Source organism: Roseateles sp., from assembly GCF_036486225.1.
Taxonomy (GTDB): Bacteria; Pseudomonadota; Gammaproteobacteria; order Burkholderiales; family Burkholderiaceae_C; genus Roseateles.
Window position 1 is genome coordinate 1 of record NZ_DASVNZ010000399.1, and the last position, 23,417, is coordinate 23,417.

20 protein-coding genes are annotated in these 23,417 nt (G+C 68.9%); 8 read left to right on the forward strand and 12 right to left on the reverse strand.

What is annotated here, in order from left to right; translation table 11 throughout:
* The coding region (locus VF536_RS25940; protein WP_331617841.1) for an AraC family transcriptional regulator ligand-binding domain-containing protein at positions 1–676 on the reverse strand (676 nt) is incomplete at its 3' end.
* Positions 673–1,587 (reverse strand): GGDEF domain-containing protein, encoded by a 915-nt coding sequence (locus VF536_RS25945; protein WP_331617842.1) that lies wholly within the window; start codon positions 1,585–1,587, stop codon positions 673–675. The genes VF536_RS25940 and VF536_RS25945, both read right to left, overlap by 4 nt.
* 300 nt (positions 1,588–1,887) lie before the next feature.
* On the opposite strand from VF536_RS25945, the gene VF536_RS25950 reads away from it, so the two are divergent.
* Complete coding sequence (locus VF536_RS25950; RefSeq protein WP_331617843.1) at positions 1,888–4,488, forward strand: TonB-dependent receptor; 2,601 nt, start codon at positions 1,888–1,890, stop codon at positions 4,486–4,488.
* A gap of 20 nt (positions 4,489–4,508) precedes the next feature.
* The gene (locus VF536_RS25955) at positions 4,509–6,116 is read left to right on the forward strand and encodes a phytase (protein WP_331617844.1); all 1,608 of its coding nucleotides are present in this window, start codon (positions 4,509–4,511) and stop codon (positions 6,114–6,116) included.
* A 52-nt stretch (positions 6,117–6,168) separates the two neighbouring features.
* Here VF536_RS25955 and VF536_RS25960 read toward each other — a convergent pair whose 3' ends face one another.
* Positions 6,169–6,759, reverse strand: a complete 591-nt coding sequence (locus VF536_RS25960; RefSeq protein WP_331617845.1) for a GGDEF domain-containing protein — start codon at positions 6,757–6,759, stop codon at positions 6,169–6,171.
* 307 nt (positions 6,760–7,066) lie between these two features.
* Here VF536_RS25960 and VF536_RS25965 point away from each other — a divergent pair, with 307 nt between their 5' ends.
* From VF536_RS25965 to VF536_RS25975, 3 genes are all read left to right on the forward strand, one after another.
* Complete coding sequence (locus VF536_RS25965) at positions 7,067–7,621, forward strand: ECF-type sigma factor (protein WP_331617846.1); 555 nt, start codon at positions 7,067–7,069, stop codon at positions 7,619–7,621.
* Positions 7,622–7,691: 70 nt separating this feature from the next.
* Positions 7,692–10,409 carry a serine/threonine-protein kinase gene (locus tag VF536_RS25970; protein WP_331617847.1) on the forward strand — a complete coding sequence of 906 codons (2,718 nt, stop codon included), beginning with the start codon at positions 7,692–7,694 and terminating at the stop codon, positions 10,407–10,409.
* A gap of 29 nt (positions 10,410–10,438) precedes the next feature.
* Positions 10,439–10,831 (forward strand): hypothetical protein, encoded by a 393-nt coding sequence (locus VF536_RS25975; RefSeq protein ID WP_331617848.1) that lies wholly within the window; start codon positions 10,439–10,441, stop codon positions 10,829–10,831.
* Between the two features lie 58 nt (positions 10,832–10,889).
* Here VF536_RS25975 and VF536_RS25980 read toward each other — a convergent pair whose 3' ends face one another.
* Positions 10,890–11,516: a hypothetical protein gene (locus VF536_RS25980; RefSeq protein WP_331617849.1), complete on the reverse strand. Its 627-nt coding sequence runs from the start codon at positions 11,514–11,516 to the stop codon at positions 10,890–10,892.
* A 63-nt stretch (positions 11,517–11,579) separates the two neighbouring features.
* On the opposite strand from VF536_RS25980, the gene VF536_RS25985 reads away from it, so the two are divergent.
* Positions 11,580–12,104 (forward strand): hypothetical protein, encoded by a 525-nt coding sequence (locus VF536_RS25985; protein WP_331617850.1) that lies wholly within the window; start codon positions 11,580–11,582, stop codon positions 12,102–12,104.
* A 160-nt stretch (positions 12,105–12,264) separates the two neighbouring features.
* Complete coding sequence (locus tag VF536_RS25990) at positions 12,265–14,241, forward strand: RDD family protein (protein WP_331617851.1); 1,977 nt, start codon at positions 12,265–12,267, stop codon at positions 14,239–14,241.
* Between the two features lie 112 nt (positions 14,242–14,353).
* On the opposite strand, the gene VF536_RS25995 is transcribed toward VF536_RS25990, so the two are convergent.
* Positions 14,354–14,830, reverse strand: coding sequence for a TerB family tellurite resistance protein (locus VF536_RS25995; RefSeq protein WP_331617852.1), 477 nt, complete (start codon positions 14,828–14,830; stop codon positions 14,354–14,356).
* Positions 14,831–15,008: 178 nt separating this feature from the next.
* Here VF536_RS25995 and VF536_RS26000 point away from each other — a divergent pair, with 178 nt between their 5' ends.
* Positions 15,009–15,980 (forward strand): hypothetical protein, encoded by a 972-nt coding sequence (locus VF536_RS26000; protein ID WP_331617853.1) that lies wholly within the window; start codon positions 15,009–15,011, stop codon positions 15,978–15,980.
* An 85-nt stretch (positions 15,981–16,065) separates the two neighbouring features.
* On the opposite strand, the gene VF536_RS26005 is transcribed toward VF536_RS26000, so the two are convergent.
* The 7 genes from VF536_RS26005 to glpD form a co-directional block, all read right to left on the reverse strand.
* Positions 16,066–17,802, reverse strand: a complete 1,737-nt coding sequence (locus tag VF536_RS26005) for an ABC transporter substrate-binding protein (RefSeq protein WP_067279460.1) — start codon at positions 17,800–17,802, stop codon at positions 16,066–16,068.
* Between the two features lie 134 nt (positions 17,803–17,936).
* Positions 17,937–18,245 carry a DUF2160 domain-containing protein gene (locus VF536_RS26010; RefSeq protein ID WP_331617854.1) on the reverse strand — a complete coding sequence of 103 codons (309 nt, stop codon included), beginning with the start codon at positions 18,243–18,245 and terminating at the stop codon, positions 17,937–17,939.
* Between the two features lie 12 nt (positions 18,246–18,257).
* Positions 18,258–19,070 carry a carbohydrate ABC transporter permease gene (locus tag VF536_RS26015; RefSeq protein ID WP_331617855.1) on the reverse strand — a complete coding sequence of 271 codons (813 nt, stop codon included), beginning with the start codon at positions 19,068–19,070 and terminating at the stop codon, positions 18,258–18,260.
* Positions 19,063–19,947, reverse strand: coding sequence for a sugar ABC transporter permease (locus VF536_RS26020; RefSeq protein WP_331617856.1), 885 nt, complete (start codon positions 19,945–19,947; stop codon positions 19,063–19,065). Before VF536_RS26020 ends, VF536_RS26015 begins: the two co-directional genes overlap by 8 nt.
* On the reverse strand, positions 19,944–21,077 hold the full coding sequence (locus VF536_RS26025; protein ID WP_331617857.1) for an ABC transporter ATP-binding protein: 1,134 nt from the start codon (positions 21,075–21,077) through the stop codon (positions 19,944–19,946). Before VF536_RS26025 ends, VF536_RS26020 begins: the two co-directional genes overlap by 4 nt.
* Complete coding sequence (locus tag VF536_RS26030; RefSeq protein ID WP_331617858.1) at positions 21,077–22,147, reverse strand: ABC transporter ATP-binding protein; 1,071 nt, start codon at positions 22,145–22,147, stop codon at positions 21,077–21,079. Before VF536_RS26030 ends, VF536_RS26025 begins: the two co-directional genes overlap by 1 nt.
* Before the next feature lie 96 nt (positions 22,148–22,243).
* On the reverse strand, positions 22,244–23,417 hold a 1,174-nt coding region (gene glpD / locus VF536_RS26035; RefSeq protein WP_331617859.1), incomplete at its 5' end, for a glycerol-3-phosphate dehydrogenase.

Here is a 23,417-nt window from a genome sequence, read left to right on the forward strand (position 1 = left end):
TCGCCGCCGCCAGCGGCAGCCGCATCGCGTCCACCTGGCACCCGAAGCGCAGGTCGGCGCCGAGGTAGGTCGCGTGTTGCGAAAGCTCTCGCGGGCGCGTCCGGTTGAAGCTGAAGGACCACGGCAGCGCTCGCCCGCCGCCCAGCCATTGCGCCATCGCGACGACCGCGCTCATCTGCATGTCCACGAGCAACGGCTGCAGGCTCGCGGGCGCGCCGCAGGACTCGGTCCAGACGAGCAGCAGTTCGTCCGAGGTCTCCACCAGACGCGGCGTCAGCAGCGGCGACAGCCGCGCCGGCCAAGCGCACAGCACGCGCAAGGCCTGGCGCAGGTCGGCGGCCTGCTGCAGCGCCTGGCTCGCGAGGCCGTAGTGCCCCGGCAGGCTCAACTGGCCGACGACGAATCCGACGTCGCGCGCCAAGGGCTGCAGCGCGGCCAGCATCGACAGCAACTGCCGCGCCGAGAGCGCCTGCCCCGGCACGACGCCGCAGCGACCCAGCCACTCCTGCGCTTCGAACCCGCGGCTGCGGGCGAACTCGGCCAGCAGCGCGCCCTGGTAGGCCCAAGGGATGAACGCGCGGTCCGCGCTGTGATGCGGCGCGGCGCCGACAGGCAGGGCCTGCCGCAGGACGGCCAAGGCGTCATCGGCGGCCGCGGCATTCGCAGCGGCATTCACCGCAGACGCTCCAGCAGGCGGAGGACCTGCGCCTCGGCGTCCTCGTGCGGATCCAGCGCGGCGCTCGCCATGCGGGCGCTCAGCCGGGCCCGCGTGCGGCCGTCGGCGCACGGGTGGACATGCGATGACAAGGCCGCCAGCAGATCGCCCGGCAACGCCGAATCGGCCTCCGGCAACAGCGCCACGAAGCGGTCGGCCGCGTAGCGGCACAGGAGGTCGTCGCCGCGCAATTGCAGCAGCAGCAAGGGCCCGGTCGCCTGCAGCAGGCGGTCGGCCTCCGCCAGGCCGTGCTGGCGCGCCAGCGCGGGCAGGTCCTGCCAGCCGAGCATCACCAGCATCGACGGCGCGGCCGTCGTCCCCGGTTCCCGTGCCAGGTCTTGCTGCCGACGGATCTGATCCAGCAGATAGGCGCCGTCGCCGAGTTGCGTCAAGCCGTCGATCTGCGTGTGTTCGCGATAGCCCCGCTCGCGGCCGGCGCGCAGCGCGTTCAGCGCGAGCTGCTCCTGACGCCACAGGTGCAGTCCGAAGGTCAGGCCGATCATGCCGACGACGTGGAAGGTCGACTCCATGCCCATCAACAGCGTGAACTCGCGCGGGAACTTCCAGAACTCGTCCATCAGGTCGGCCCAGCCGCCCAGCAGCATGCCCGACAGGCCCAGACACAGCCAGGTCGTGACGCGGCCTGCCGGCCGGCTCGCGCGCAGCTGCACCAGCCACAAGGCCAGCATCGCGACGATCGAGGTTTCGCTGACGATGTCGATCCAGCGCCAGAGCGCCGTCGGCTTGGCCACGGCCCAGTAACCGAAGGCCCAGGTGACGCCGGCCATCGCCAGCAGCAGCGCATGGCCGAAATGACGCGATCCTGCGACCGGAGCGAGCACCAGCGGCGGACGAGGCAGCACGACTTTCATGGCGCGCGATGCTAGGCGGCGTGTATGACAGCCGTTGTCACACGGCGCCCCGGGGTCGAAACGGCTCACGAACACGGCAGTGAGCGAACACCGCTCACCACCGCCTTGCTCCTGCACCGCATGACGGCGATGTTCAGCGGCCGCTGACGCCAGGCCGCCACACGGGGGTCGGATCGGCTCATGCGGGCGGCGGCAGGGAGCCGTCCGCGCCGGCGCGGCACAAGAATCCCGCGCTGTCACGGACCCGCCATGCCCGGTTCCTAACGTGCGTCGCCATCCGTGACTCACCGATCCCCGACCATGCGCACGCCTCCCCGCCCCACCCTGCTTGCCCTCTGCCTGTCCAGCCTGTTCGCCGCCGCCCCGGCGCTGGCGCAGCAGACCGGCGACCCCAAGACCGACGCCAGGCCCGAATCGAAGTCGGAGGCGAAGTCGGAAGCGAAGGTCGACGCGAAGAGTGAATCCAGGAAGGACGCCAAGTCCGAAGCCCGGCAACTCGAGACCGTCGTCACCGTCGGCCAGGCCGCGGCGCTGCGTTCGGCGCTCGACAAGCAGTCGGCCGCCACGGGCATCGTCAACGCCGTGCATGCCGACGGCATCGGCCAACTGCCCGACAACAACGCCGCCGAGGCGCTGGCCCGCATGCCGGGCGTGTCGGTCGAGCGCGACCAGGGCGAAGGCCGCTTCATCCGCGTCCGCGGCCTGGGCCCGGACTACAACGCCGTCAACATCAACGGCGCGCTGACGCCGGCCTCCGAGTCCGACCGCCGCGCGCCCGGCCTGGACCTGGTGCCGGCCGGACTGATCCGTTCGCTCGAAGTGCAGAAGACGCTGACGCCGGACCAGGACGCCAACTCGCTCGGCGGCACGGTGACCGTGCGCACGCTCAGCGCCTTCGACCAACCGGGTCGGCTCTTCACGATGGAGCTCGGCGGCAACTACGACGCCAACGCCAGCAAAACCAAGCCGCGCGGCTCGGTGGCCTACGCCGACCGCTTCGCCGGCGGCACGCTGGGCGTGGCGGTGGCGCTGTCGGGCGACCAGCGAAGCTTCGCCAGCGACAACGTCGAGACCGGCGGCGACTGGGACGGCGACAAGCTCAACAGCTTCGAACTGCGCCGCTACAGCATCACCCGCGAGCGCGTCGGCGCCGCGCTGAACCTCGACTTCAAGCCGGACGACGCCTCGCTCTTCTACCTGCGCAGCTTCACCAGCAAGTTCACCGACCAGGAGAGCCGCCAGTCGGTCGCCGTCGAGTTCGAGGAGGCGCAGGCGCCCGGTGAGACTGGCGACGGCACCGTCAGCCGCGGTCTGAAGCACCGCAAGGAGATCAACAAGTCCAGCGCGGTCGTGCTCGGCACCGAGCTGTCGCGCAGCGACTGGAAGTTCTGGGGCGAGGCCGGCGCCGGCCGCGCCAGCGAGAGCAAGCCCGACACGCTGGCCTCGTCCGCGTTCACGGCGGACTTCTCCGGCCTGGGCTACACGGACACCGTCAAGCCGATGCCGACGGCCATCCCCGGCCTGGGCGATCCGTCGCTATACGCCTTCAACAAGGCCAAGCTCGAAAAGGGCAGCGCCACCGACCGCGTGCGCCACCTGAAGGCGGATGTGCAGCGCGAGTTCGATCTCGGCGGCTGGGACCTCGACCTCAAGACCGGTCTGAAGGCCACGCGCCGCGACAAGGACAACGAGCAGGAGACCTACGCGCCCAGCGCCAAGGTGCTGAAGAAGGCGCCGTACAACCTCACCAATGCGCAACTCGGTCTGGGCAACTTCGTCGGCGGCGGATCGGTCGACTATCCGTGGACCTCGTTCGGCCCCGGCATCGATTTCGGCAAGCTGCACGGCCTGTACGGCGGCGTCGACCTGAACGCATTCCGCGACGAGGTCGATTCCACCGTCAACGACTACGGCATGAAGGAGCGCACCGACGCCGGCTACCTGCAGGCGACGCTGGAGAGCGGCGGCACGCAATGGCTGGTCGGCGTGCGCCACGAACGCGTCCGCTTCACCGCCGACGGCACCGCATGGAAGGACGGCGTGCTGAGCCCGGTGCATGAGGAGACGCGCTCGCGCCATTGGCTGCCGGCGGTGCTGCTGCGCCAGAAGCTGAACGAGGGGCTGGTGTTGCGCGCGGCGCTGACGCACTCGGTGGTGCGGCCGTCCTTCGGCCAGCTGAGCCCCGGCGTGACCGTCGACGGCGACGAGGCGACCCTCGGCAACCCGCTGCTCAAGCCGCTGCGCGCGCGCAACCTGGACCTCGGCCTGGAACAGCGCCTGGGCCGCGACGGCGCGATGTCGGCCTATGTGTTCCACAAGAAGATCCGCGACTTCGCGTTCCAGACCGATCTGGCGGGCACGCCGGGCTGGGAGGACTTCAGCCATGTCGAGGCCTTCGCCAACGGCGGCGACGCGACGGTGCGCGGCGTGGAGCTCTCCTGGAGCCAGGCGCTGAGCACCCTGCCCGCGCCGTGGAACGGCCTGGTGATCGGGGCGAACGGCAGCTTCGTGAAATCGAAGGCGACCATCGGCGGCTACGACGGCGGCCAGTTCGTCAGTCGCCGCATCGCGCTGCCGAGCCAGTCCGACCGCAGCGTCAACCTGAGCCTGGGCTGGGAGTCACCGGCCTTCGGCGCGCGCATCGCGCTGAACCACAAGTCGCCCTACCTGCTCGAGGTCGGCGACGTGCTGGACGCCCGGCAGGATCGCAAGGTCGACACGCAGAACCAGATCGACGCATCCATGCGCGTGCAGCTCACGAAGCAGCTGCAGCTCCAGTTCGAGGCGTTGAACCTGGGCAATGAGCGCTACTACGTGTACCAGGGCAGCAAGGCCTTCAACACCCAGTACGAGCAGTACGGCCGCGCCTACAAGCTCAGCCTGAAGCTGGCGATGTTCTGAGGCGAAGGCACGGAATGACGATGATGATGAAGACAACGATGGTCGCGCTCGCGATGGCCGCGGCGATGGCGGGCGGAACCGCCGCCGCGGCGACGACCCAGCCGACGCTCGAACTCGGCAAGAGCGGATTGCGATTGCTCGACGACAAGGCGCAGGTGGTGGACGAGTTCGGCGTCCGGGCCAAGCGCTGGGACCGCCGCCAGCTGGCGGACGGGACGACCGTCGCGCTGCTGCAGGATGCGGACTCCGGCGCGCTGCGCCTCATCGAAGTCCGCGACCGGAAGCTGCGTGAACGCGCGCACTGGGCCGGTCCGGCCTTCGACGTCGAGGCCGTCTGCCTGTACCTGGAACCCAGGCAGCAGACGCTGCAGGCCTTCCTGCTGGGCAGCGACGGTCTGGCCGAGCAGTGGTTGCTGACGGCATCGGGCAAGGGCCAGGTGTTGCGCCAGCTCGCGACGGTGCCCGATGCCAAGGGCTGCACGGTGCGCGACGACGAGGCGACGCTGTATGTCCCCGAGGCCGGTGTCGGCCTGTGGGCCTTCGTCGCGGATGCCGAGCGCGCGGGCCGCGAGCTGGTCGCCCCCGGCCTGGCGCCGCAGGACATGGCGCTCTGGCTGGAAGCAAAGGCCGCGCAGCCACGTCCGGTGATCCCCGTCGCCACGCCTTCGGCGCAGACCGAGCCGGTGCGCGGCGGCGGCGACGCCGCGGACGACCCGGCGATCTGGATTCATCCGACACAGCCGGCGCGCAGCCGCATCCTCGGCACCGACAAGAAACGCGGTCTCGCGGTCTACGACCTGCAGGGCCGCGAGACGCAGTTCCTGCCGGTCGGCCGGGTCAACAACGTCGACCTGCGCCAGCGCGTGCGCTATGACGGCCGCGCGTGGGACCTCGCGGTCGCGACGCAGCGCGATCAGCGCAGCGTGCTGCTCTTCGGCATCGACGGCGCGGGCAAGGTGTCGACACTCGCCGAGCTGCCGACCGGTCTGGACGAGGTCTACGGCATCTGCAGCGCGCGCAATCCGGCGGGTGGACTGGATGTGTTCGTCAATGACAAGGATGGGCGTCTGTTGCAGCTGCGCGTGACGCGCAAGTCGGGCGCGTGGTCGTCGGCGACGGTGGCGTCGATGAAGCTGGCGACGCAACCGGAAGGCTGCGTCGCAGACGAGCCCGGCCGGCAGTTGTTCGTCGGCGAGGAGAAGCGCGGGCTGTGGCGCGTGGCGCTGGACGCGGACGGCCGGCTCGGCGACGCCGCGATCATCCTGCCGGTGGGCGACATGCTGCATGCGGACGTCGAAGGCATGGCGGTGCATCGGAGCCCCGCCGGCGCTTGGCTGGTGGTGTCCTCGCAGGGCAACGACAGCTATGTCGTGCTCGACGCGGACGCGCCGCACGCGGTCAAGGGCCGCTTCCGGGTCGGACTGAATCCTGCGCGCGGCATCGACGCGGCATCGGAGACGGACGGACTGGACGTGACCTCGGCCTCGCTCGGCGGCGAGTACGGCGAGGGGCTGCTCGTGGTCCAGGACGGCCACAAGCGTTGGCCGATGGGCCGGCAGAACTTCAAGCTGGTGCCGTGGCGTGAGGTGGTGCGGGTGATCGAGGCCCCCGAACCCGGGCGCCGATGATCAAGATATTGATCATTTGAGGCCAAAAGCTAAGGATCTTGAGCTTTTGGCCTCAGCGCATCCGCCGGCGCAGATCCTGGCGCGCGCTTTCCGCGAGGTCGGTGCCGCGCGCGCCGCCTTCGGGGAAGGAGGCCATCCCCATCTGCAGGCGCACCTGCATCGTGGTCTCGCCCACCCCGTACGGGCCGTTGAGCGCGGTCGCCAGACGATGCTGCACCAGGTGAGCCTCGGGGATGCCGGCATCCAGCAGCAGCACCGCGAAGCTCGTCTCTCCCACCTGCAGGACCATGTCGGTCCCGCGCACCCGGCTGCGCAGGCGACGGCCCACGGCCGTCATCAGCCCGTCCCGGGTCTCGGTCGCGGCGGCGCGTTCTCCGGCGCCCTCGCCTTCATCGGCGGCGTCGACGCCCGCCGGGGTCGCCGCGGCCGGCATCACCGGCTCGGCCTCCAGCCACAGCACCGACAGGTGACCGCCATACCGGCGGCACTGCGTCAGCTGACGCGAAATCATGAGGCCGAACTCGGCCAGCGAATCCACCCGCGGCACCCACAGCGCCGGCGTCTGCCGCGGCGGCTTGACGAGCCCGGTCCGGACCTGCTCCATGGCGTCGGCGGGCGCTACGGCGGCGGTGGACGGACTCATGCGCAACTGCTCCAGGCGGAAGACGGGTCACGCCCGCGCGCCTGAACCGGCTGCCCGCGGGGTGCGAATGATGGGGGTGAGGACACGACCCGCTGAAGCAGCCCGATCCATGCCGGCCTCCCTTGCCACATTGACCAAGCCGTGTCCTCATCTATCTAAAACGGATCCGCGACGGGGATCCCGACATCCGCTAACAAAAATCTTCTAAGTGGAAACCCTTGAATTGACGCCTGGAGGGAGCTGTTCGCGTCATCCGTCGCCCCGACCTCTGTAACAAGGTCATACGAGGCCGCTAGAGTTCCGCTCCATGAAGGACATCACCGAACTGCTGCACGACGCCGGTCAGGGCGACCGGGCCGCCGCCGACCAGGTGGTGGCGCAGCTGTATGGCGACCTTCAACGTCTGGCGCGGCAACGCATCCGTCAGGCAGGAGACCTGACCCTGCTGGACACCACCGCGCTGGTGCACGAGGCCTGGCTCCGGCTCGCCGGCTCGCAGGGGCAGACCTTCCCGGACCGCCGCCACTTCCTGGCCTACGCGGCGCGGACGATGCGCCACGTGGTCATCGACCTGGTGCGCGCGCGCCAGGCCGAACGCCGCGGCGGCGCCCAACCCGACCTGACGCTCAACACCGCCGTCGTGGAAGGCACGCCCCAATCCGACGACCACATCCTGCGCGTGCACGAGGCGCTGGACGAGCTGGCGACGATCGATCCGCGCATGGCGCAGGTGGTCGAGATGCGCTACTTCGGCGGGCTGCTCGAGCAGGAAATCGCGGAAGCCCTCGGCGTCACCGAACGGACTGTCCAGCGGGACTGGCAGAAGGCGAGAATCCTGCTTTCGATGAGCCTCAAGGACTGACCCCCGCCGGGTCGGATCCGACGGATTCGTCCTTCCCGCCACCGACGCCTGACGCACTGACGCCCGCCCGATGGACGCACTCGATAAACAGCGCTGGATCGCGCTGAGTCCGCTGCTCGACGAACTCCTGGACCTGGAGGGGGCGGAGCGCGCCCGCCGGCTCGAGGAGATCCGGGCCGGGGACGTCGCCATGGCCGAGCACCTCGAGGCGCTGCTCGCGCGCGACGAGGCGCTCAACGAGGACCGCTTCCTCGAGCAGCCCGCCGCCGAGTCGCTGCAGGGCCCGATCCCCTCGGCGCTGCCGCCGCTGGACTTCCGCGGCGAGTCGCTCGGCCCCTACGAGCTGGAGCGCGAGCTCGGCCAGGGCGGCATGGGCGCGGTGTGGCTCGCGAGCCGGGCCGACGGCCGCTTCGAGGGCCAGGTCGCCGTCAAGTTCCTCAAGTCCGGCCTCTTCGGCAAGGGCGACAGCGGGCGCTTCGAACGCGAGGGCCAGATCCTCGCCCGGCTCTCGCATCCCCACATCGCGCGGCTGCTCGACGCGGGCGTGCACAACGGGCACCAGCCCTACCTGGTGCTGGAGTACGTCGACGGCCTGCCGATCGACCGCTACTGCCAGCTCAACGCGCTGGACGTCGAGTCGCGCATCCAGCTCTTCCTCGACGTGCTGGCGGCGGTCGCGCATGCGCATTCGCGGCTGATCCTGCACCGCGACCTCAAGCCCAGCAACATCCTGGTCACGCACGACGGCCAGGTGAAGCTGCTGGACTTCGGCATCGCCAAGCTGCTCGACGACGCGACCCATTCGGGCGCGGCGACCGAGCTCACGCAGCGCGCCGGCAGCGCCTTCACACCGCAGTACGCGGCGCCGGAACAGGTCCAGCAGGCCGACGTCACGACCGCGACCGACGTCTACGCGCTGGGCGTGCTGCTCTACCAGATGCTGGGCGGCCGCCATCCGACGGCGGACGACACGCAGACCCACCTCGACCGGCTGCGCGCGGTCGTGGAGCTCGTGCCCAAGCGGCTGTCGGACGTGGCGCGCGACCAGCTCGACCCCGTCATCGCGCGCCAGGCCAAGCTGCTGCGCGGCGACCTGGACACCATCGTCGGCAAGGCGTTGAAGAAGAAGCCATCGGACCGCTACGCCAACGCGGAGTCGATGGCGGTCGACCTGCGGCATTGGCTGGCGCATGAACCGATCACGGCAAGACCCGACACCCGCTTCTACGTGCTGGGCCGTTTCGTGCGGCGGCATCGGTGGAGCGTCGCGGCCAGCAGCCTGGCCGTGCTGGCGATGGTGTCGCTGACCGGCGTCAGCGTGCTGCAGGCGCGGCGCGCGGAGCGGGCGGAACACCAGGCGCAGGAACGGCGGCAGCAGGCGGACGACCTGCTGAGCTACATGCTCGGGGAGTTCGCCGACAAGCTGCGGCCGGTCGGCCGGCTGGAGCTGCTGGACAGCGTGGGCAGCAAGGCGCTGACCTACCTGGCGCAGGACGACAACGCCACCCCGGCGGAGCGTCTGCAGCGCGCCAAGGCGCTGACCGTCATCGGCGAGGTGCGGGTCTCCAAGCGCAGTCTGAAAGAAGCCCAGGAGCCCCTGGAAGCGGCGCGCAAGCTGCTGGACGGCCCGCCGCCGACCTCGGACATTGCGGGCGCCTGGTTCAAGGCACAGGGCGCCGCGGCGTTCTGGGCGGGGCATGCCCACTACTACTCCCGTGAACTGGACGAAGCGACGACGGCCTGGCTGGCCTATCGCGATGCCGAACAAGCCTGGGTCAAGGCGGAACCGACCAATCGCGAGGCGCGCATCGAGCTGTCCTATGCCTACAACAGCCTGGGGACGGCCCGGCTGGAACGGGCGGACCTGGAAGGCGCGCGCAACTTCTTCAAGCAGTCCATCGATCTGAAGCGCGAAGCCATCGCGTCCGGCGACTCGTCCGACGCCGCGGCGAGAATGGACTTGGCGGACAGTCTCAGCTGGCTGGGGACTGCGTATCTGTGGCGCGGACAGATGCGGGCCGCGGAAAGGATGTTCTCCGAAGGGACCGATGTCATCGCCAGCGTGCGTGAAGGCGCGCCCAAGGAAGGCCTGTGGCTCTACCGCGAAGCCATCATGCGGCGCTGGCGGGCGGAAGCCCTGGTGCGTCTGGGCCAACGGGAGCCCGCGCGTCGCGAGGTCCAGGTGTCGGTCTCCGCGATGCGAGCCCTTCATGCGCAGGACCCGTCCAACATCCAATGGTGGTTGAACATGCTCCTGAGCGAGCTGGCAGACACCTACATCGAGGTGTCCGCGCTTCAGCCGGCGGCCCGACTGGAACGCCTGGCGACGCTCAGGAGCAGCATCGAACAGTTCGCCCAATCCCGGCCGGACAGCAAGACCCGCCTGGTCGAAGTGCTGGGACGCTGGTCGTGGCTGCAAGCGGAGGCCCTGGTCGCCCAGGGCTCGCCGGATGCCGCGCTCAAGGTGCTGGAAGAAACCGCGCGGACGCAGAACGAGCTGGCCTCGTCGCGCTCTGGCGATATCCGGTTCGTGACCATCTACGTGGAGACCCGCCGGCAATTGCTGTCCATGGCGCATCGGCCCGGTGCGAAAAGTCCCGTCTTGACGGCATGGTGCCGGGAGATCGATGACATTTCAAAGAAGATGCCAGCGGCAATCGGGGTTCATTCGCAGATCACGCAAGCCTGGATTGAGGCTCAATCCTGTCTTGGGAGGGGAGACAGCGAAGACGCGAAACGCGCAGCTGCCTGGCTGTCGGTGGACCGCTCGATGGATTCTCCTTCCTAACAGCTCAATGACTGCTCAAGGAGAAAACAATGTCCTATTCCATCTACGTCGCGGCCGAAATCAGTGCCGATGGGAACTTCGCCGACTGCAAGTACTACACGGAGCCTGACGGCCTGCCGGCCCATGAGATCCCCGGTTCCGAGCTCCACATCCCGATCAATGCGGGCGAATGCATCTTCGGCCTGGCCGAGACCTCGTCGCTGCTGCTGATCGGCGCCACGTTCAAGACCATCGGCTCTGCGCCTGGCATGAATGCCAGCAACTTCGCGCCGGCGGACGACGAGAACTTCGTGGCCCTCTCCGTGCCCGCCATCACCGTGACCAAAGGCGTGGTGCTGCTGTTCTCGACGCCCGGCACCGTGGAGAACCTGTACCCGAGCAGCGACCCGCAAGTCATCAACGATCAACCGGTCACCTGCTGACCGGCGTCGCCGCGGGGGCCTTGCCGCGACGCCCCCCGCGGGCGTCCGGGGCCATCGCTCAGCGCGGCTGGAGCGCGCCGAGCGCCTCCTCCGCCATGACCCGTCCCAGCAGGGACGGGTTCACCCGATCCATCACGCGCGCGTCGAGCGCGTATTCCTTCTGCTGCGTGTAGGCCACGCCGCCAATCCTCGGCTGACTGCCGGCCGCCTGCGGCCCGAGCATCCCGAACACCGGATAGACGCGCAATCGCGCGATCAGCAGTCCCTGCGCCGAGTCGGCGAACATGGCCGTCTCCAGCACGCGGGTGCAACCGCGGCGCTGCACTTCGGCCAGCAGCCCCTGCAGGTTGCGCGGCACGTCCGTCGCGGACACGGGCAGCACCACGTTGATCACCGGCAGGCCCGCGGCCGCCAGCGGCTCACGCACCGCGAGGTTGAAGGCGCTGTTGGCCTCGTCCCAGCGCCGGTTGGCGGCGGGCTGGCCGGCGTCGAAGTTGCGTCCCTGACCGAACAGCAGCACGCACGGCGCGCCGCTTGCCGAGCTGCCTGATGCAGGCGCCGACCCGGGAACGGATGCGGACACGGCAGTGGACGCGGGCGACTGCGCCTTCGACGGCAAGGCGGCCACGACGAGGGCGGCGGCGGCGGCTTTCAGAAGCGCCTTCCGGGTGTGCGGTTTCGACATGGCGCGGATTGTGCGCTGCCGGGATCGCCGCACAATGGCCGCTCCATCTGGCAGGAGAGAACGATGCGCGAATGGACGAGCCTGGGCCCCGTGTGCGCGACGACGGTGGCGGTGGTGGCGACCGTGGCCCTGGGCGGTTGCACCACGCTGCTCAAGGACGAGCGGATGAGGCCCGGCGTGACGAGCGGCGCCGAGGTGCAGCAGTTCTACGGCCAACCGACGCGCGTCTGGCCGGAGCCGGACGGCGGCCGCACGCTGGAGTACGCGACGCAGCCTTTCGGCCAGACCTGCTACATGGTGCGCCTGGATGCGCAGGACCGCCTCGTCGGCACGACGGACGGCCTGTCCTCGGCCAGCCGCGCCCGCATCGTGCCGGGCCTGACGACGGACCAGGTCACGCGGATGCTCGGCCAGGAGCGCAAGCGCATCTTCTTCAAGCTCAGCCAGGAGGACGTCTGGGACTGGAACATCCCGCCGGAGATGAACGGCTACCTGCTGCGCTTCAACGTCCACTTCAAGAACGGCGTGGTGGTGCGCACCTCGCAGAGCGTGGTCTATCCGGACCGGCGCTTCCTGTGGGATGACTGAGGCCTCGACTTCGGTTCGACGTCGCCGCTCTCCTCCCAAAGGGGGAAGCCCACCCGGTCGGCTGTGACGGAATCAATACAGCGCCCTCGCTGTCTTAGAACCGACGCGCGGAGCGGTTCACGCCCTCTTTACACTTCCCGCCCAAGAGGGAGAGAAGAGGATGTCGAACCAATCCGTCGGCCTGGCGCCCCGCGCCCTGGCCATGGTCATCGACGGCGCATTGATGATCGCCGCGAGTACCTTGTTGATGTGGGCCGTGTACGGCGACCCCGTGTCGAAGTGGAGCGATCTGCGACCCGGCACCATCGCCATCAACTGGCTGCTGCCGCTGATCGTCTGCGTCGTGTTCTGGAGCTGGCAGGGTGCCACGCCCGGCAAGCTCGTCGCCGGCCTGAAGGTCGTCGATGCGCGCAGCGGCGGACGTCCGTCGCCGGCGCAGGCGCTGATCCGCTGGGTCGGTTACCTGATCTCGGCAATCCCGCTGTTCGCCGGCTTCCTGTGGGCCCGTGTCGACGCCGAAGGCCGCACCTGGCATGACCGCCTGTCCCGCACCGCCGTCGAACGCAGCCGTCCCGCGCCGGCCGACGGCGAAGGCCTGCTCATCGGCTACATCGCCAGCCACTGGCGCGGCGAACAGAGCCTGGCCCAGAGCTTCTGGATCAACCACGTCCTCCTGACCTGGCCCCTGGCCGCCGGCGTGCAGGGCCTGGTCGCCTGGCTCGCCACCAAGAGCGACGGCCTGCAGGGCGTCGCGATCGCGCTGCTGATCGTCTGGCCGCTGCTGATCGCCGTCGAGATCTGGAGCGCCGTCGGCACCTGGCGATCCGTGCGCGGTTATGTCGACGCCGGCGGCTCCTACCTGATGTCCGGTCTCGCGCGCCTGTCCTTGCTGGTCGCATTCCTGCAGATCGCGTTCTCGCTGGCGTTCGGCGTGTTCGGGGCACTCCCCGAGCTGTGGAAGCTCGCCCGCGGCATCGATCCGATCGGCAACGTCCGACTGGCCGTCAGCGGCGACGGCCGCACGATGCAGCTCAACGGCCCCATCGGCGCCGGCGACGCGGGCCGGCTGGACTCCCTGCTCGCGGCCTCCCCGGCCGTGCGGCTGCTGGAAGTCGCCTCGCCCGGCGGCCGCGTGACCGAAGCTGAACGCATGGTCCAGCTGATCCGCCAGCGCGGCGTCGGCACGCGCGCGATCGGCAACTGCGAGAGCGCCTGCACGCTGGTCTTCCTGGCCGGCAACAAGCGCCAGCTGATGCCCGGCGCGCAGCTCGGCTTCCATCGCGCCAGCAGCGGCACCTTCAATCCGGCCTTCGACGAGATCGCCAACCAGGACCTCGCGCGCACCTACCGCCGCATGGAGCTGCCGGAGGAGTTCATCCAGAAGACGCTGAGCACGCCCGCGCGCACGATGTGGTATCCGCCTGCGGAGGATCTGGTGCGCCACTCGCTGATCCAGGCGCCGCCGAAGACGCTGGACGTCGCGCTGCCCGAGGGCGACAAGCCCGGCCAGTACGCCCCGCTGAGCGACTACGTCAACGCGCTGCGCGCCAGCGACGCGTGGTTCCGACTCGACCAGCGCTTCCCCGGCCTGATCGACGAGGCGGCCGGCCGCATGCGCGCGGCACACATGGCGCTGGCGGACTCGGAGCATGCCGTCGCCGGGGCCCAGATCGCAGCACAGGGCGTGCTGGCGCCCAATGTGCGGGAGATGCTGCTGAACGGCTCGCGCGACCTGCGCCGCCGCTACCTGCAGGTGCTGCGCGCGCAACTGACCGCCGCGCAGACCCTTGGGGCCGAGACCTGCCAGTCCTGGCTGTCGGGCTCACCCGTGCCGCGCCGGCTGCTGCCGGAGGACGCCATGGCGCTGGAAGCCCTCTGGCTGACCGAAGCCGCGGGCGAGACCCTGCCCACGCGCGCCCGCGCACCGCAGCCGACGCCGCTGGAACTCGAAGTCGTGACTCGGACCGTCGGTGCCACGGCCTCGGGCGCGTTCTCCAAGCTGTGGACCGACGGCAACGCCGGCCCCGCGCCCATCTCGTGCGAACGCGCCGGACAGGTGCTGGACCACATCCAGCGCCGGACCGTGGGCGCGCCGCGGGAGCTGGCGGAGCGGGTGGTGTTCCAGAACGCGCGCTGAGCCGACGGCCGCGCGCGGCCTCCACGTCACACCACGAAGAAGGCCCTCGTCAGAGGGCCTTTCCGTTTTCGGGGATGCGAAGGGGGTGCGACGCGGCGGTCCGCGCCGCCGGTCAGTCGTCCGCGCCGAGGCCAGCCGCCACCTTCGCGCGGATCCGCGCGTGGTGGTAGGCCCCCTGCGGGATGTGCAGCAGATCGGCGATGCGCCACATCGTGTGGCGCTCGATGTCGCCGAGCCTGCCGTCGGCATAGGCCACGCCCCACATCAGCTCGACCAGTCGCAGCTTGGCGGGCATGTCCCAGCGCTCGTCGACCGGCGAGGTGAAGGCGAACAGGTCGGACGCCGTGCGGGCGGTGCGCTCGGCCTGCGCGGTCAGCGCATCGGCCTCGTCCTCGGACAACGCGAACAAGGCCGTCAGCGCCTTGCCCACGGCGGCGCGCTCGACGCCGGAAAAATCCGCGTCCGCGCGCATCACCTCGACCAGCAGCACTGCCGCGGCCAGCGGCAGCGACGGCGCGCCACCCCGCGAGCCGCCGAACGCGTCATCCGGCGCCAGCGTGTCGAAGAGGTCCATCAACGACTTGAACATGCCTGGATGGTGGCATGTCCCCGCCCTCAGGCCTTACGCATGACTTAAGGAGGTCAGCCAGAGGGCGATCCCACCCTCCCCCCGTCAGTGTGTGTAAGCCTTTACAGTGGCCGCCCTCCCGGGGTCCCGCGACCATCCGCGCCGACGGCAATCACGCCGTCTTCACAGGGAGAGAGCGTTGAAGAAGATCCTTCTGACGGCCGCGGCATTGCTGGCGGTCTCGGCGGCACATGCGGACTACCGTCCGATCGTGAACGACCGCTATTTCACGACCACGGCGGAGCTCAATGGCGGTGTGCAAAGCGCCATCTCGCCGTTCAGCTCCAGCGTCACCTACACCGTGGCCAGCGAGCTCGTCGCCAACAGCAGGCGGCTTGAGACCTTGCTCAACGCGTCGATGGATGCCAGCTTCAGGGAGAAGGGCGGCACCCTCGGCAGCGGCACCTTGACGGGTCCGTTCCGCATCGTGCTGTCGCCGACCGGCACCGGTCAGACGGCCTTTGCGATGTCAGGCGCCAACTACGTGGCCAACGGCACCGTGTCGGGCTCCTACCTGGGCGTCTCGTACACCTGCTACGTCAACATCCGCCTGAACAACCTGCAGGCCTTCGCGACCTTCAACAATGCCAGCACCATCGTCGACGGCAGCGGCTCCACCACCTATTCGCGCGACGTCAGCGCCAGCTGCACTACATCGATCTCCTGGCTGCCGGTCTTCGACGCGATCGCCGACACCTTCGCCGACCGCTGGGCCGCCGCACGCGCGAACGGTCAGATCGACACCTACGCGCGCGAGCTGGTGAACGGCCTGTTCGCCCGTCCGAACGGTCTGCCCAGCGGACTGGACAAGATCGGCGCGGCGGTCGGCGCGGTGACGCAGGCCAACGGCGTGACGGTCGGCGTCGCCCAGGTGCTGCATTACCTGGACGACCGGCAGGGCGTGATCGACATGACACTGGGCACCTTCGCCCCGATCGCCAACAAATCGGGCGTCGTCGAGCCCTCGTCCAACCGCATCGTCGGGCAACTGCTGGACTTCAAGTTCACGCATCCCCAGGTGGGCAACTACCGGATGGGGCTGACCGACACGGCGGTCGTGACCTGGCAGTACGTCTGCCCGCTCGGCTCCAAGACCTGCTGGATTCCCTGAGCCCCCACCCGCCTGAAACGACAAGGCCGCGCCCGAGGGCGCGGCCTTCTTCATGCGAGGTCGCGACGTGCAGGCGCAGGCGCGATCAGCGCACCTTGCCGTCCTTCCACGCGTTCAGCAGCTTCTCGTAGGCAATGGTCTCGCCCTTGGGCTTCTCGTTGGCCAGCTTGGCCCACGGCGCGCCCTTGTCGGACAGCCACTTCTTCGGGTCCTCCTTCTTGTTGAGCTTGGGCGCGCACTTGGCCATGCCGGCGCGCTCCAGCCGCGCCATCACCGCGTCCATCTCGTCGGCCAGCGTGTCCATCGCGGCCTGCGGCGTCTTCTCGCCGGTCACCGCCTGCGCCACGTTCTTCCACCACAGCTGCGCCAGCTTCGGATAGTCCGGCACGTTGGTGCCCGTCGGCGTCCACGCCACGCGCGCCGGCGAGCGGTAGAACTCGATCAGGCCGCCGTACTTGTTGGCGTTCTTGGTGAAGTAGTCGCTGCGGATGTCGCTGTCGCGGATGAAGGTCAGGCCCTGGATGCTCTTCTTCAGGCTCACCGACTTCGCCGTCACGAACTGCGCGTACAGCCAGGCCGCCGCAGTCCGGTTGGCGTCATGGCCGCTGAAGAAGGTCCAGCTGCCCACGTCCTGGTAGCCGTTCTGCATGCCGTCCTTCCAGTACGGACCGTTCGGTCCCGGCGCCATGCGCCACTTCGGCGTGCCGTCGGCGTTCACCACCGGCAGGCCCGGCTTGACCATGTCCGCCGTGAACGCCGTGTACCAGAAGATCTGCTGCGCGATCTGACCCTGCGCCGGCACCGGACCCGATTCCCCGAAGGTCATCCCGGTCGCTTCCTTGGGCGCGTACTTCTTCATCCAGTCGACGTACTTGGTCAGCGCGTAGACCGCGGCCGGCGAGTTGGTCGCGCCGCCGCGCGCCACCGAGGCGCCCACCGGCGTGCACTTGTCGTCGGCGACGCGGATGCCCCACTCGTCCACCGGCATGCCGTTCGGAATGCCCTTGTCGGCCGCGCCGGCCATCGACAGCCAGGCGTCGGTGAAGCGCCAGCCCAGCGACGGGTCCTTCTTGCCGTAATCCATGTGGCCGTAGATCGGCTTGCCGTCCAGCGTCTTCACGTCGTTGGAGAAGAACGCGGCGATGTCCTCGTACGCGCTCCAGTTCAGCGGCACGCCCAGGTCGTAGCCGTACTTGGCCTTGAACTTGTCCTGCAGGTCCTTGCGCGCGAACAGGTCGGCGCGGAACCAGTACAGGTTGGCGAACTGCTGGTCGGGCAGCTGGTAGAGCTTGCCGTCCGGCGCCGTCGTGAAACTGGTGCCGATGAAGTCCTTCAGGTCCAGCCCGGGATTCGTCCACTCCTTGCCCGCGCCGGTCATGTAGTCGGAAAGATTCATGATCTTCCCGTACCGGTAGTGCGTGCCGATCAGGTCGGAGTCGGAGATCCAGCCGTCATAGATGCTCTTGCCCGACTGCATCGAGGTCTGCAGCTTCTCGACGACGTCGCCTTCCTGGATCAGGTCGTGCTTGACGGTGATGCCGGTGATCTCGGCGAAGGCCTTGGCCAGCACCTTGCTCTCGTACTCGTGCGTGGTCAGCGTCTCCGACACCACCGAGATCTCCTTCACGCCCTTGGCCTGGAGCTTCTTGGCCGCTTCGATGAACCACTTCATCTCGGCCGTCTGCTTGTCCTTGGACAGCGTCGAGGGCTGGAATTCGCTGTCGATCCACTTCTTCGCCTCGGCCTCGCCGGCCCATGCGGCGTTCGCTCCCAACGCCAGCAATGCGGCCACGGCCAGCGCGGAATACTTGCTCTTGTTCACGCTTGTCTCCTGTGTCTGTCGAATCTCCCCCTGCTTGAGGACGAATCGCGGCTCCGGGGGAACGGGAAAGCCGAATTCCTTGAAGCTTCAACTACTCGAACAACTGCTCGATCGACTGCTCGCTCACTGCCAGTTCAACCCTTGCGCAGGATCAGTCCCAGCACCAGCATCGACGCGACGAAGCTGATCCACACGCTGGGCTCGGCCTCGAGCTGGAACCACTCCGCCATCTTCGCGCCCAGGCCGACGAAGGCCAGGTTGATGTACGCGGCCGTCAGCAGGCCGATGAACAGCCGGTCGCCGCGCGTCGTGCGCATCGGCAGCCAGCCCTTGCGCAGCGTCGTCGGCGACTTGATCTCCCACACCGTCATGCCGATCAGCATCAGCACCACGCAGCTGAAGAAGACGGCGACCGGAGTCGTCCACACCATCCAATCGAACATCGCGGACCTCCCTTAGACGCGGCCCATCGCAAAGCCTTTTGCGATGTAGTGGCGGACAAACCAGATGACGATCGCGCCCGGCACGATGGTCAGCGTGCCGGCCGCGGCCAGCGTCGCCCAGTCCATGCCGGAGGCGCTGACGGTACGCGTCATCGTCGCGACGATGGGCTTGGCGTTGACGCTGGTCAGCGTGCGCGCCAGCAGCAGCTCCACCCACGAGAACATGAAGCAGAAGAACGCCGCCACGCCCACGCCCGCCTTGATCAGCGGCAGGAACACGGTCAGGAAGAAGCGCGGGAAGCTGTAGCCGTCGATGTAGGCGGTCTCGTCGATCTCGCGCGGGATGCCGCTCATGAAGCCTTCTAGGATCCAGACGGCCAGCGGCACGTTGAACAGCAGATGTGCCAGCGCGACGGCGATGTGCGTGTCCATCAGCCCCAGCGTCGTGTAGAGCTGGAAGAAGGGCAGCAGGAACACCGCGGGCGGCGTCATGCGGTTGGTCAGCAGCCAGAAGAAAACATGCTTGTCGCCGAGGAAGGAATAGCGGCTGAACGCGTACGCAGCCGGCAGCGCCACGCTGACCGAGATCACCATGTTGATGCCGACGTAGATCAGGCTGTTGATGTAGCCGCTGTACCAGGACGGGTCGGTGAAGATGGTCTTGTAGCTGGCCAGCGAGAAGTGCTGCGGCCAGAGGCTGAAGCTGGAGAGGATCTCCTCGTTGGTCTTGAAGCTCATGTTGACCATCCAGTAGATGGGCAGCAGCGCGAAGAGCAGGTACGCGATCAGGAAGATCGTGCGCTTGCGGAAACGGCGGTCATCCATGAGCGCTCTCCGTCTTGTCTTGGGTTCCGAGCGACTGCATCCAGTTGTAGAGGATGAAGCACAGCAGCAGGATGATCAGGAAGTAGATCAGCGAGAACGCCGCCGCCGGGCCGAGGTCGAACTGGCCGACCGCCTTCTGCGTCAGGTACTGGCTGAGGAAGGTGGTCGCGTTGCCGGGACCGCCGCCGGTGAGGACGAAGGGCTCGGTGTAGATCATGAAGCTGTCCATGAAGCGCAGCAGCACCGCGATCATCAGCACGCCCCGCATCTTGGGCAGCTGGATGTAGCGGAACTCCGCGAACTTGCTGGCGCCGTCGATGCGCGCGGCCTGGTAGTAGGCGTCGGGGATGGAGCGCAGTCCGGCGAAGCACAGCAGCGCCACCAGCGGCGTCCAGTGCCAGACGTCCATGATGAGCACGGTGACCCATGCGTCGGTCGCGTCGCCCGTGTAGTTGTAGTCGACGCCCAGCGCCTGCAGCGAGGCGCCCAGCAGCCCGATGTCCGCGCGGCCGTAGATCTGCCAGATCGTGCCGACGACGTTCCAGGGGATCAGCAGCGACAGCGCGACGATCACCAGCACCAGCGACGAACGCCAGCCCTGCGCCGGCATCGACAGCGCGAGGCAGATGCCCAGCGGGATCTCGACCAGCAGCACCGCCAGCGAGAAGCCGAGCTGGCGCAGCAGCGCGCCGTGGAGTTCCTCGTCGCGCATCACCGCGGCGAACCACTCGGTGCCGACGAAGACGCGCCGCTCGGGCGAGATGATGTCCTGCACCGAGTAGTTCACCACCGTCATCAACGGCAGGATGGCCGAGAAGGCCACGCAGATGAACACGGGCAGGACGAGGAACCAGGCCTTCTGGTTGATCGGTTTCATGCGAGGCCCTCCGTGGTCGCCGCGATCAGTCGCTCGTCGGCACCGTAGAAGCAGGTGTGGGGATTGAGCACGCGCAGCGCCACCGTGGCGCCGGCCTCGGGCGGCTGCGCATGGGCGGACAGCCGCGCCTTCAGCGTGTGCGGTCCGACCTTCGCGGTGAGCAGCCAGTAGGTGCCGATGTCCTGGACCTGGCTGACCACGCCGGTGATCGTGCCAGGGAGCGCAGGAACACCGTCGCTCACGTCGTCGACGTCCACGTACTCGGGCCGGATGCCCACCATGAAGGGTTCCGCACGCGAGAGCGAGGCGCCCGTGATCGGATCGACCGAGCCGGCCACCGGCTGCCCGGCGACGCTCAGTCCGCCGCCGTCCTCCAGCGCCGCCGGCAGGAAGTTCATGCCCGGCGAGCCGATGAAATGGCCGACGAAGCGGTGGCTGGGGCGCTCGAACAGCTCGCCCGCCGAGCCGACCTGCACCGCGCGGCCGCGCGTCATGACGACGATCTGGTCGGCGAAGGTCAGCGCCTCGACCTGGTCGTGGGTGACGTAGATCAGCGTGAGCTTGAGCTCGTTGTGGATCTGCTTGAGTTTGCGGCGCAGCTGCCACTTCAGATGCGGATCGATGACGGTCAGCGGCTCGTCGAAGAGCACCGCCGACACATCCTCGCGCACCAGCCCGCGGCCGAGCGAGATCTTCTGCTTCGCGTCGGCGGACAGGCCGGACGCGCGCTGGTTCAGCTGGCCGTTGAGTTCCAGCATCTCGGCGATCCTGCCGACCCGCGCCTTGATCCTGTCGGCCGCCACGCCGCGGTTGCGCAGCGGGAAGGCGAGGTTCTCGGCCACCGTCATCGTGTCGTAGATGACGGGGAACTGGAACACCTGCGCGATGTTGCGCTGCTGCGGCGTCTGCGCGGTCACGTCGCGGCCGTCGAAGCGCACGCTGCCCTGCGAGGGCCGCAGCAGTCCGGAGACGATGTTCAGCAGCGTCGTCTTGCCGCAGCCCGACGGGCCGAGCAGCGCGTAGGCGCCGCCGTCCTCGAAGCTCATCTTCAGCGGCAGCAGCGCGTAGTCGCTGTCCTCCTTCGGATCGGGCCGGTACGCGTGGGCAAGGTCCAGGTCGATGCGGGCCATCAGCGGGCTCCCCGGCGCTCGGGGGCGCGTGTCAGCAGGCCGGCCGCGTCGAAGACGTGGACGTGGGCGGCGTTGAGGTACAGCGTCAGCGGAGCGCCGAGCTCGAAATCGTGCACGCCGGTCAGCTGCGCGACCAGCTCGCCAATCTGCGTGCGCGCGTGGACGAAGGTGTCGGAGCCGGAGATCTCGGCCAGCTCGACCTCGCCCTGGATCGCGATGTCGCCGGGCCGCTGCGTGACGTGCAGCGCGCTGGCGCGCACGCCCACCGTCACGCCGCCCTGCCCCGGCAGCGCCAGGTCGAGCCCGGGCCGCAGCTGCAGCCGGTCGCCCATGCCCTGCGCGATGAGCAGGTTCATCGGCGGATCGCTGAAGGCGCGCGCGACGCGCAGCGACGCCGGGCGATGGAAGACCTCGGCGGTCGGGCCGTACTGGAGCAGTTCGCCGGCGTCCATCACCGCGGTGTAGCCGCCGAGTTGGAGCGCCTCGGCCGGCTCGGTGGTCGCGTAGACCACCGTCGACTCCCCGGCGGCGAAGAGCTGGCCGAGTTCCTCGCGCAGTTCCTCGCGCAGCTTGTAGTCGAGGTTCACCAGCGGTTCGTCGAGCAGCATCAGCGGCGCCTGCTTGGCCAGCGCCCGCGCGAGCGCGACGCGCTGCTGCTGACCGCCGGACAACTGCGCGGGCAGCTTGTCGAGGTGCATCTCGATGTGCAGCTTGTCGGCGAGCTCATCCACCCGCTTGCGGATGGCATCGCGATCGAGTTTGCCGCGCAGCTTCAGCGGCGAGGCGATGTTGTCGCGCACGCTCATCGACGGGTAGTTGATGAACTGCTGGTAGACCATCGCGACGTCGCGCTTGCGCACCGGCCAGCCGGTGACATCCGTGCCGTCGACGGTCACGCTGCCCTCGGTGGGCTTGTCCAGGCCCGCCATCAGACGCATCAGCGTCGTCTTGCCGGCCTGCGTCGCGCCCAGCAGCACGGTGACCGCGTTCGGCACCAGCCGGAGGTCCATCGGGTACAGGTGCTGCTGCGCGCCGACCTTGTGGCTCACGCCGCGAAGGCTCAGCTCCATGAAGTCGGCTCCATCGGTGTCTCTCTCTGCAAGTTCTGCATGTCGTTCTTTTCGGTCAGATTCGGATCCGCCGCCCGTGCCGGTAGCGATGCCAGGTCATGCCGCGGCGGCCGGCGGTTTCGCCCAGAGGTGCTCGCGGTCGGCGAACCACTGGACCACCGCCATCCGCTGCACCTCGGTGTAATGCAGACCCAGCTTGGAACGGCGCCACAGCACGTCGTCCGCCGCGCGCGCCCATTCCTCGCGGACCAGGTATTCGAGTTCCGCCTGGTGCAGCCCCGGGGCAATCTCCGGGCCAAGGTCGTCCAGACGCTCCGCGCCGCCGAGCACGCGCCCGAGACGCGCGCCGTAGGCCCGCGCGAGACGGCGCGCCAGCGACGGCGGCAGCCACGGGTGACGCTGGCCGACGGCGGACAGCAGGCGCTGGAAATCGGTATCGGGCCGCTGCGGCGCGCCGATCCAGTCGCGCAGGTCGCCGCCGGGCAGGTGCGCGTGCTCGGTCCAGGCGCGGCGGCGATCGCCGAGCAGGTCGCCCAGCAGATCGGCCGCGTCCTCGGCCAGCTTGCGGAAGGTCGTGATCTTGCCGCCCCACACGCTCAGCAGCGGCGCGCCGCCGTCCGAGTGCGTCTCCAGCAGGTAGTCGCGCGTCACCGCGGACGGATCGCCGGATGCGTCGTCCAGCAGCGGGCGCACGCCGGCGTAGGTCCAGACCACGTCCGACGCGATCACCGGCTCGCGGAAGTAGCGGCTGGCCTGCTCGCAGAGGTAGGCGATCTCGCGCTCGTCGATGCGCGCCTTGCCGAAGCCAGCCAGCGCATCCGGCGCCAGCTCCACATCGGTCGTGCCGATCAGCGTGAAGTCGTCTTCGTACGGGATGGCGAAGATGATCCGCTTGTCCGGGTTCTGGAAGATGTACGCGTGGTCGTGCTGGAAGCGCTTGTTCACGATGATGTGACTGCCCTTGACCAGGCGCAGGCTCTTCGTGGCGAGCGCCTCGCCGCGGGCGGGTGCGGCGACCTCGCGCAGGAAGCCTTCGGCCCACGGGCCGGCCGCGTTGACCAGCGCGCGCGCCTTCAGCGTGCGGTCGCCGTCGGCGCAGCGCAACGTCGCGGTCCAGTGGTCGGCGTGCCGCTTCGCGGCGGTGACGGTCGTGCGGGTGTGCAGCACCGCGCCGTGCTCGCGCGCGTCGAGCGCGTTCAGCAACACCAGCCGCGCGTCGTCCACCCAGCCGTCGGAGTAGACGAAGCCCTTGGTGTACTCGGCCTTCAGC

What these genes read in the sequence shown, in the direction of transcription:
- VF536_RS26015 (WP_331617855.1), bottom strand. Translation starts at nt 19,070, where the DNA reads ATGGATGACCGCCGTTTCCGCAAGCGCACGATCTTCCTGATCGCGTAC.
- VF536_RS25980 (WP_331617849.1), bottom strand. Translation starts at nt 11,516, where the DNA reads ATGTCGAAACCGCACACCCGGAAGGCGCTTCTGAAAGCCGCCGCCGCC.
- VF536_RS25985 (WP_331617850.1), top strand. Translation starts at nt 11,580, where the DNA reads ATGCGCGAATGGACGAGCCTGGGCCCCGTGTGCGCGACGACGGTGGCG.
- VF536_RS25990 (WP_331617851.1), top strand. Translation starts at nt 12,265, where the DNA reads ATGTCGAACCAATCCGTCGGCCTGGCGCCCCGCGCCCTGGCCATGGTC.
- VF536_RS25975 (WP_331617848.1), top strand. Translation starts at nt 10,439, where the DNA reads ATGTCCTATTCCATCTACGTCGCGGCCGAAATCAGTGCCGATGGGAAC.
- VF536_RS25955 (WP_331617844.1), top strand. Translation starts at nt 4,509, where the DNA reads ATGATGATGAAGACAACGATGGTCGCGCTCGCGATGGCCGCGGCGATG.
- VF536_RS26020 (WP_331617856.1), bottom strand. Translation starts at nt 19,947, where the DNA reads ATGAAACCGATCAACCAGAAGGCCTGGTTCCTCGTCCTGCCCGTGTTC.
- VF536_RS26030 (WP_331617858.1), bottom strand. Translation starts at nt 22,147, where the DNA reads ATGGAGCTGAGCCTTCGCGGCGTGAGCCACAAGGTCGGCGCGCAGCAG.
- VF536_RS25970 (WP_331617847.1), top strand. Translation starts at nt 7,692, where the DNA reads ATGGACGCACTCGATAAACAGCGCTGGATCGCGCTGAGTCCGCTGCTC.
- VF536_RS26025 (WP_331617857.1), bottom strand. Translation starts at nt 21,077, where the DNA reads ATGGCCCGCATCGACCTGGACCTTGCCCACGCGTACCGGCCCGATCCG.
- VF536_RS25950 (WP_331617843.1), top strand. Translation starts at nt 1,888, where the DNA reads ATGCGCACGCCTCCCCGCCCCACCCTGCTTGCCCTCTGCCTGTCCAGC.
- VF536_RS25945 (WP_331617842.1), bottom strand. Translation starts at nt 1,587, where the DNA reads ATGAAAGTCGTGCTGCCTCGTCCGCCGCTGGTGCTCGCTCCGGTCGCA.
- VF536_RS26010 (WP_331617854.1), bottom strand. Translation starts at nt 18,245, where the DNA reads ATGTTCGATTGGATGGTGTGGACGACTCCGGTCGCCGTCTTCTTCAGC.
- VF536_RS25965 (WP_331617846.1), top strand. Translation starts at nt 7,067, where the DNA reads ATGAAGGACATCACCGAACTGCTGCACGACGCCGGTCAGGGCGACCGG.
- VF536_RS25960 (WP_331617845.1), bottom strand. Translation starts at nt 6,759, where the DNA reads ATGAGTCCGTCCACCGCCGCCGTAGCGCCCGCCGACGCCATGGAGCAG.
- VF536_RS25995 (WP_331617852.1), bottom strand. Translation starts at nt 14,830, where the DNA reads ATGTTCAAGTCGTTGATGGACCTCTTCGACACGCTGGCGCCGGATGAC.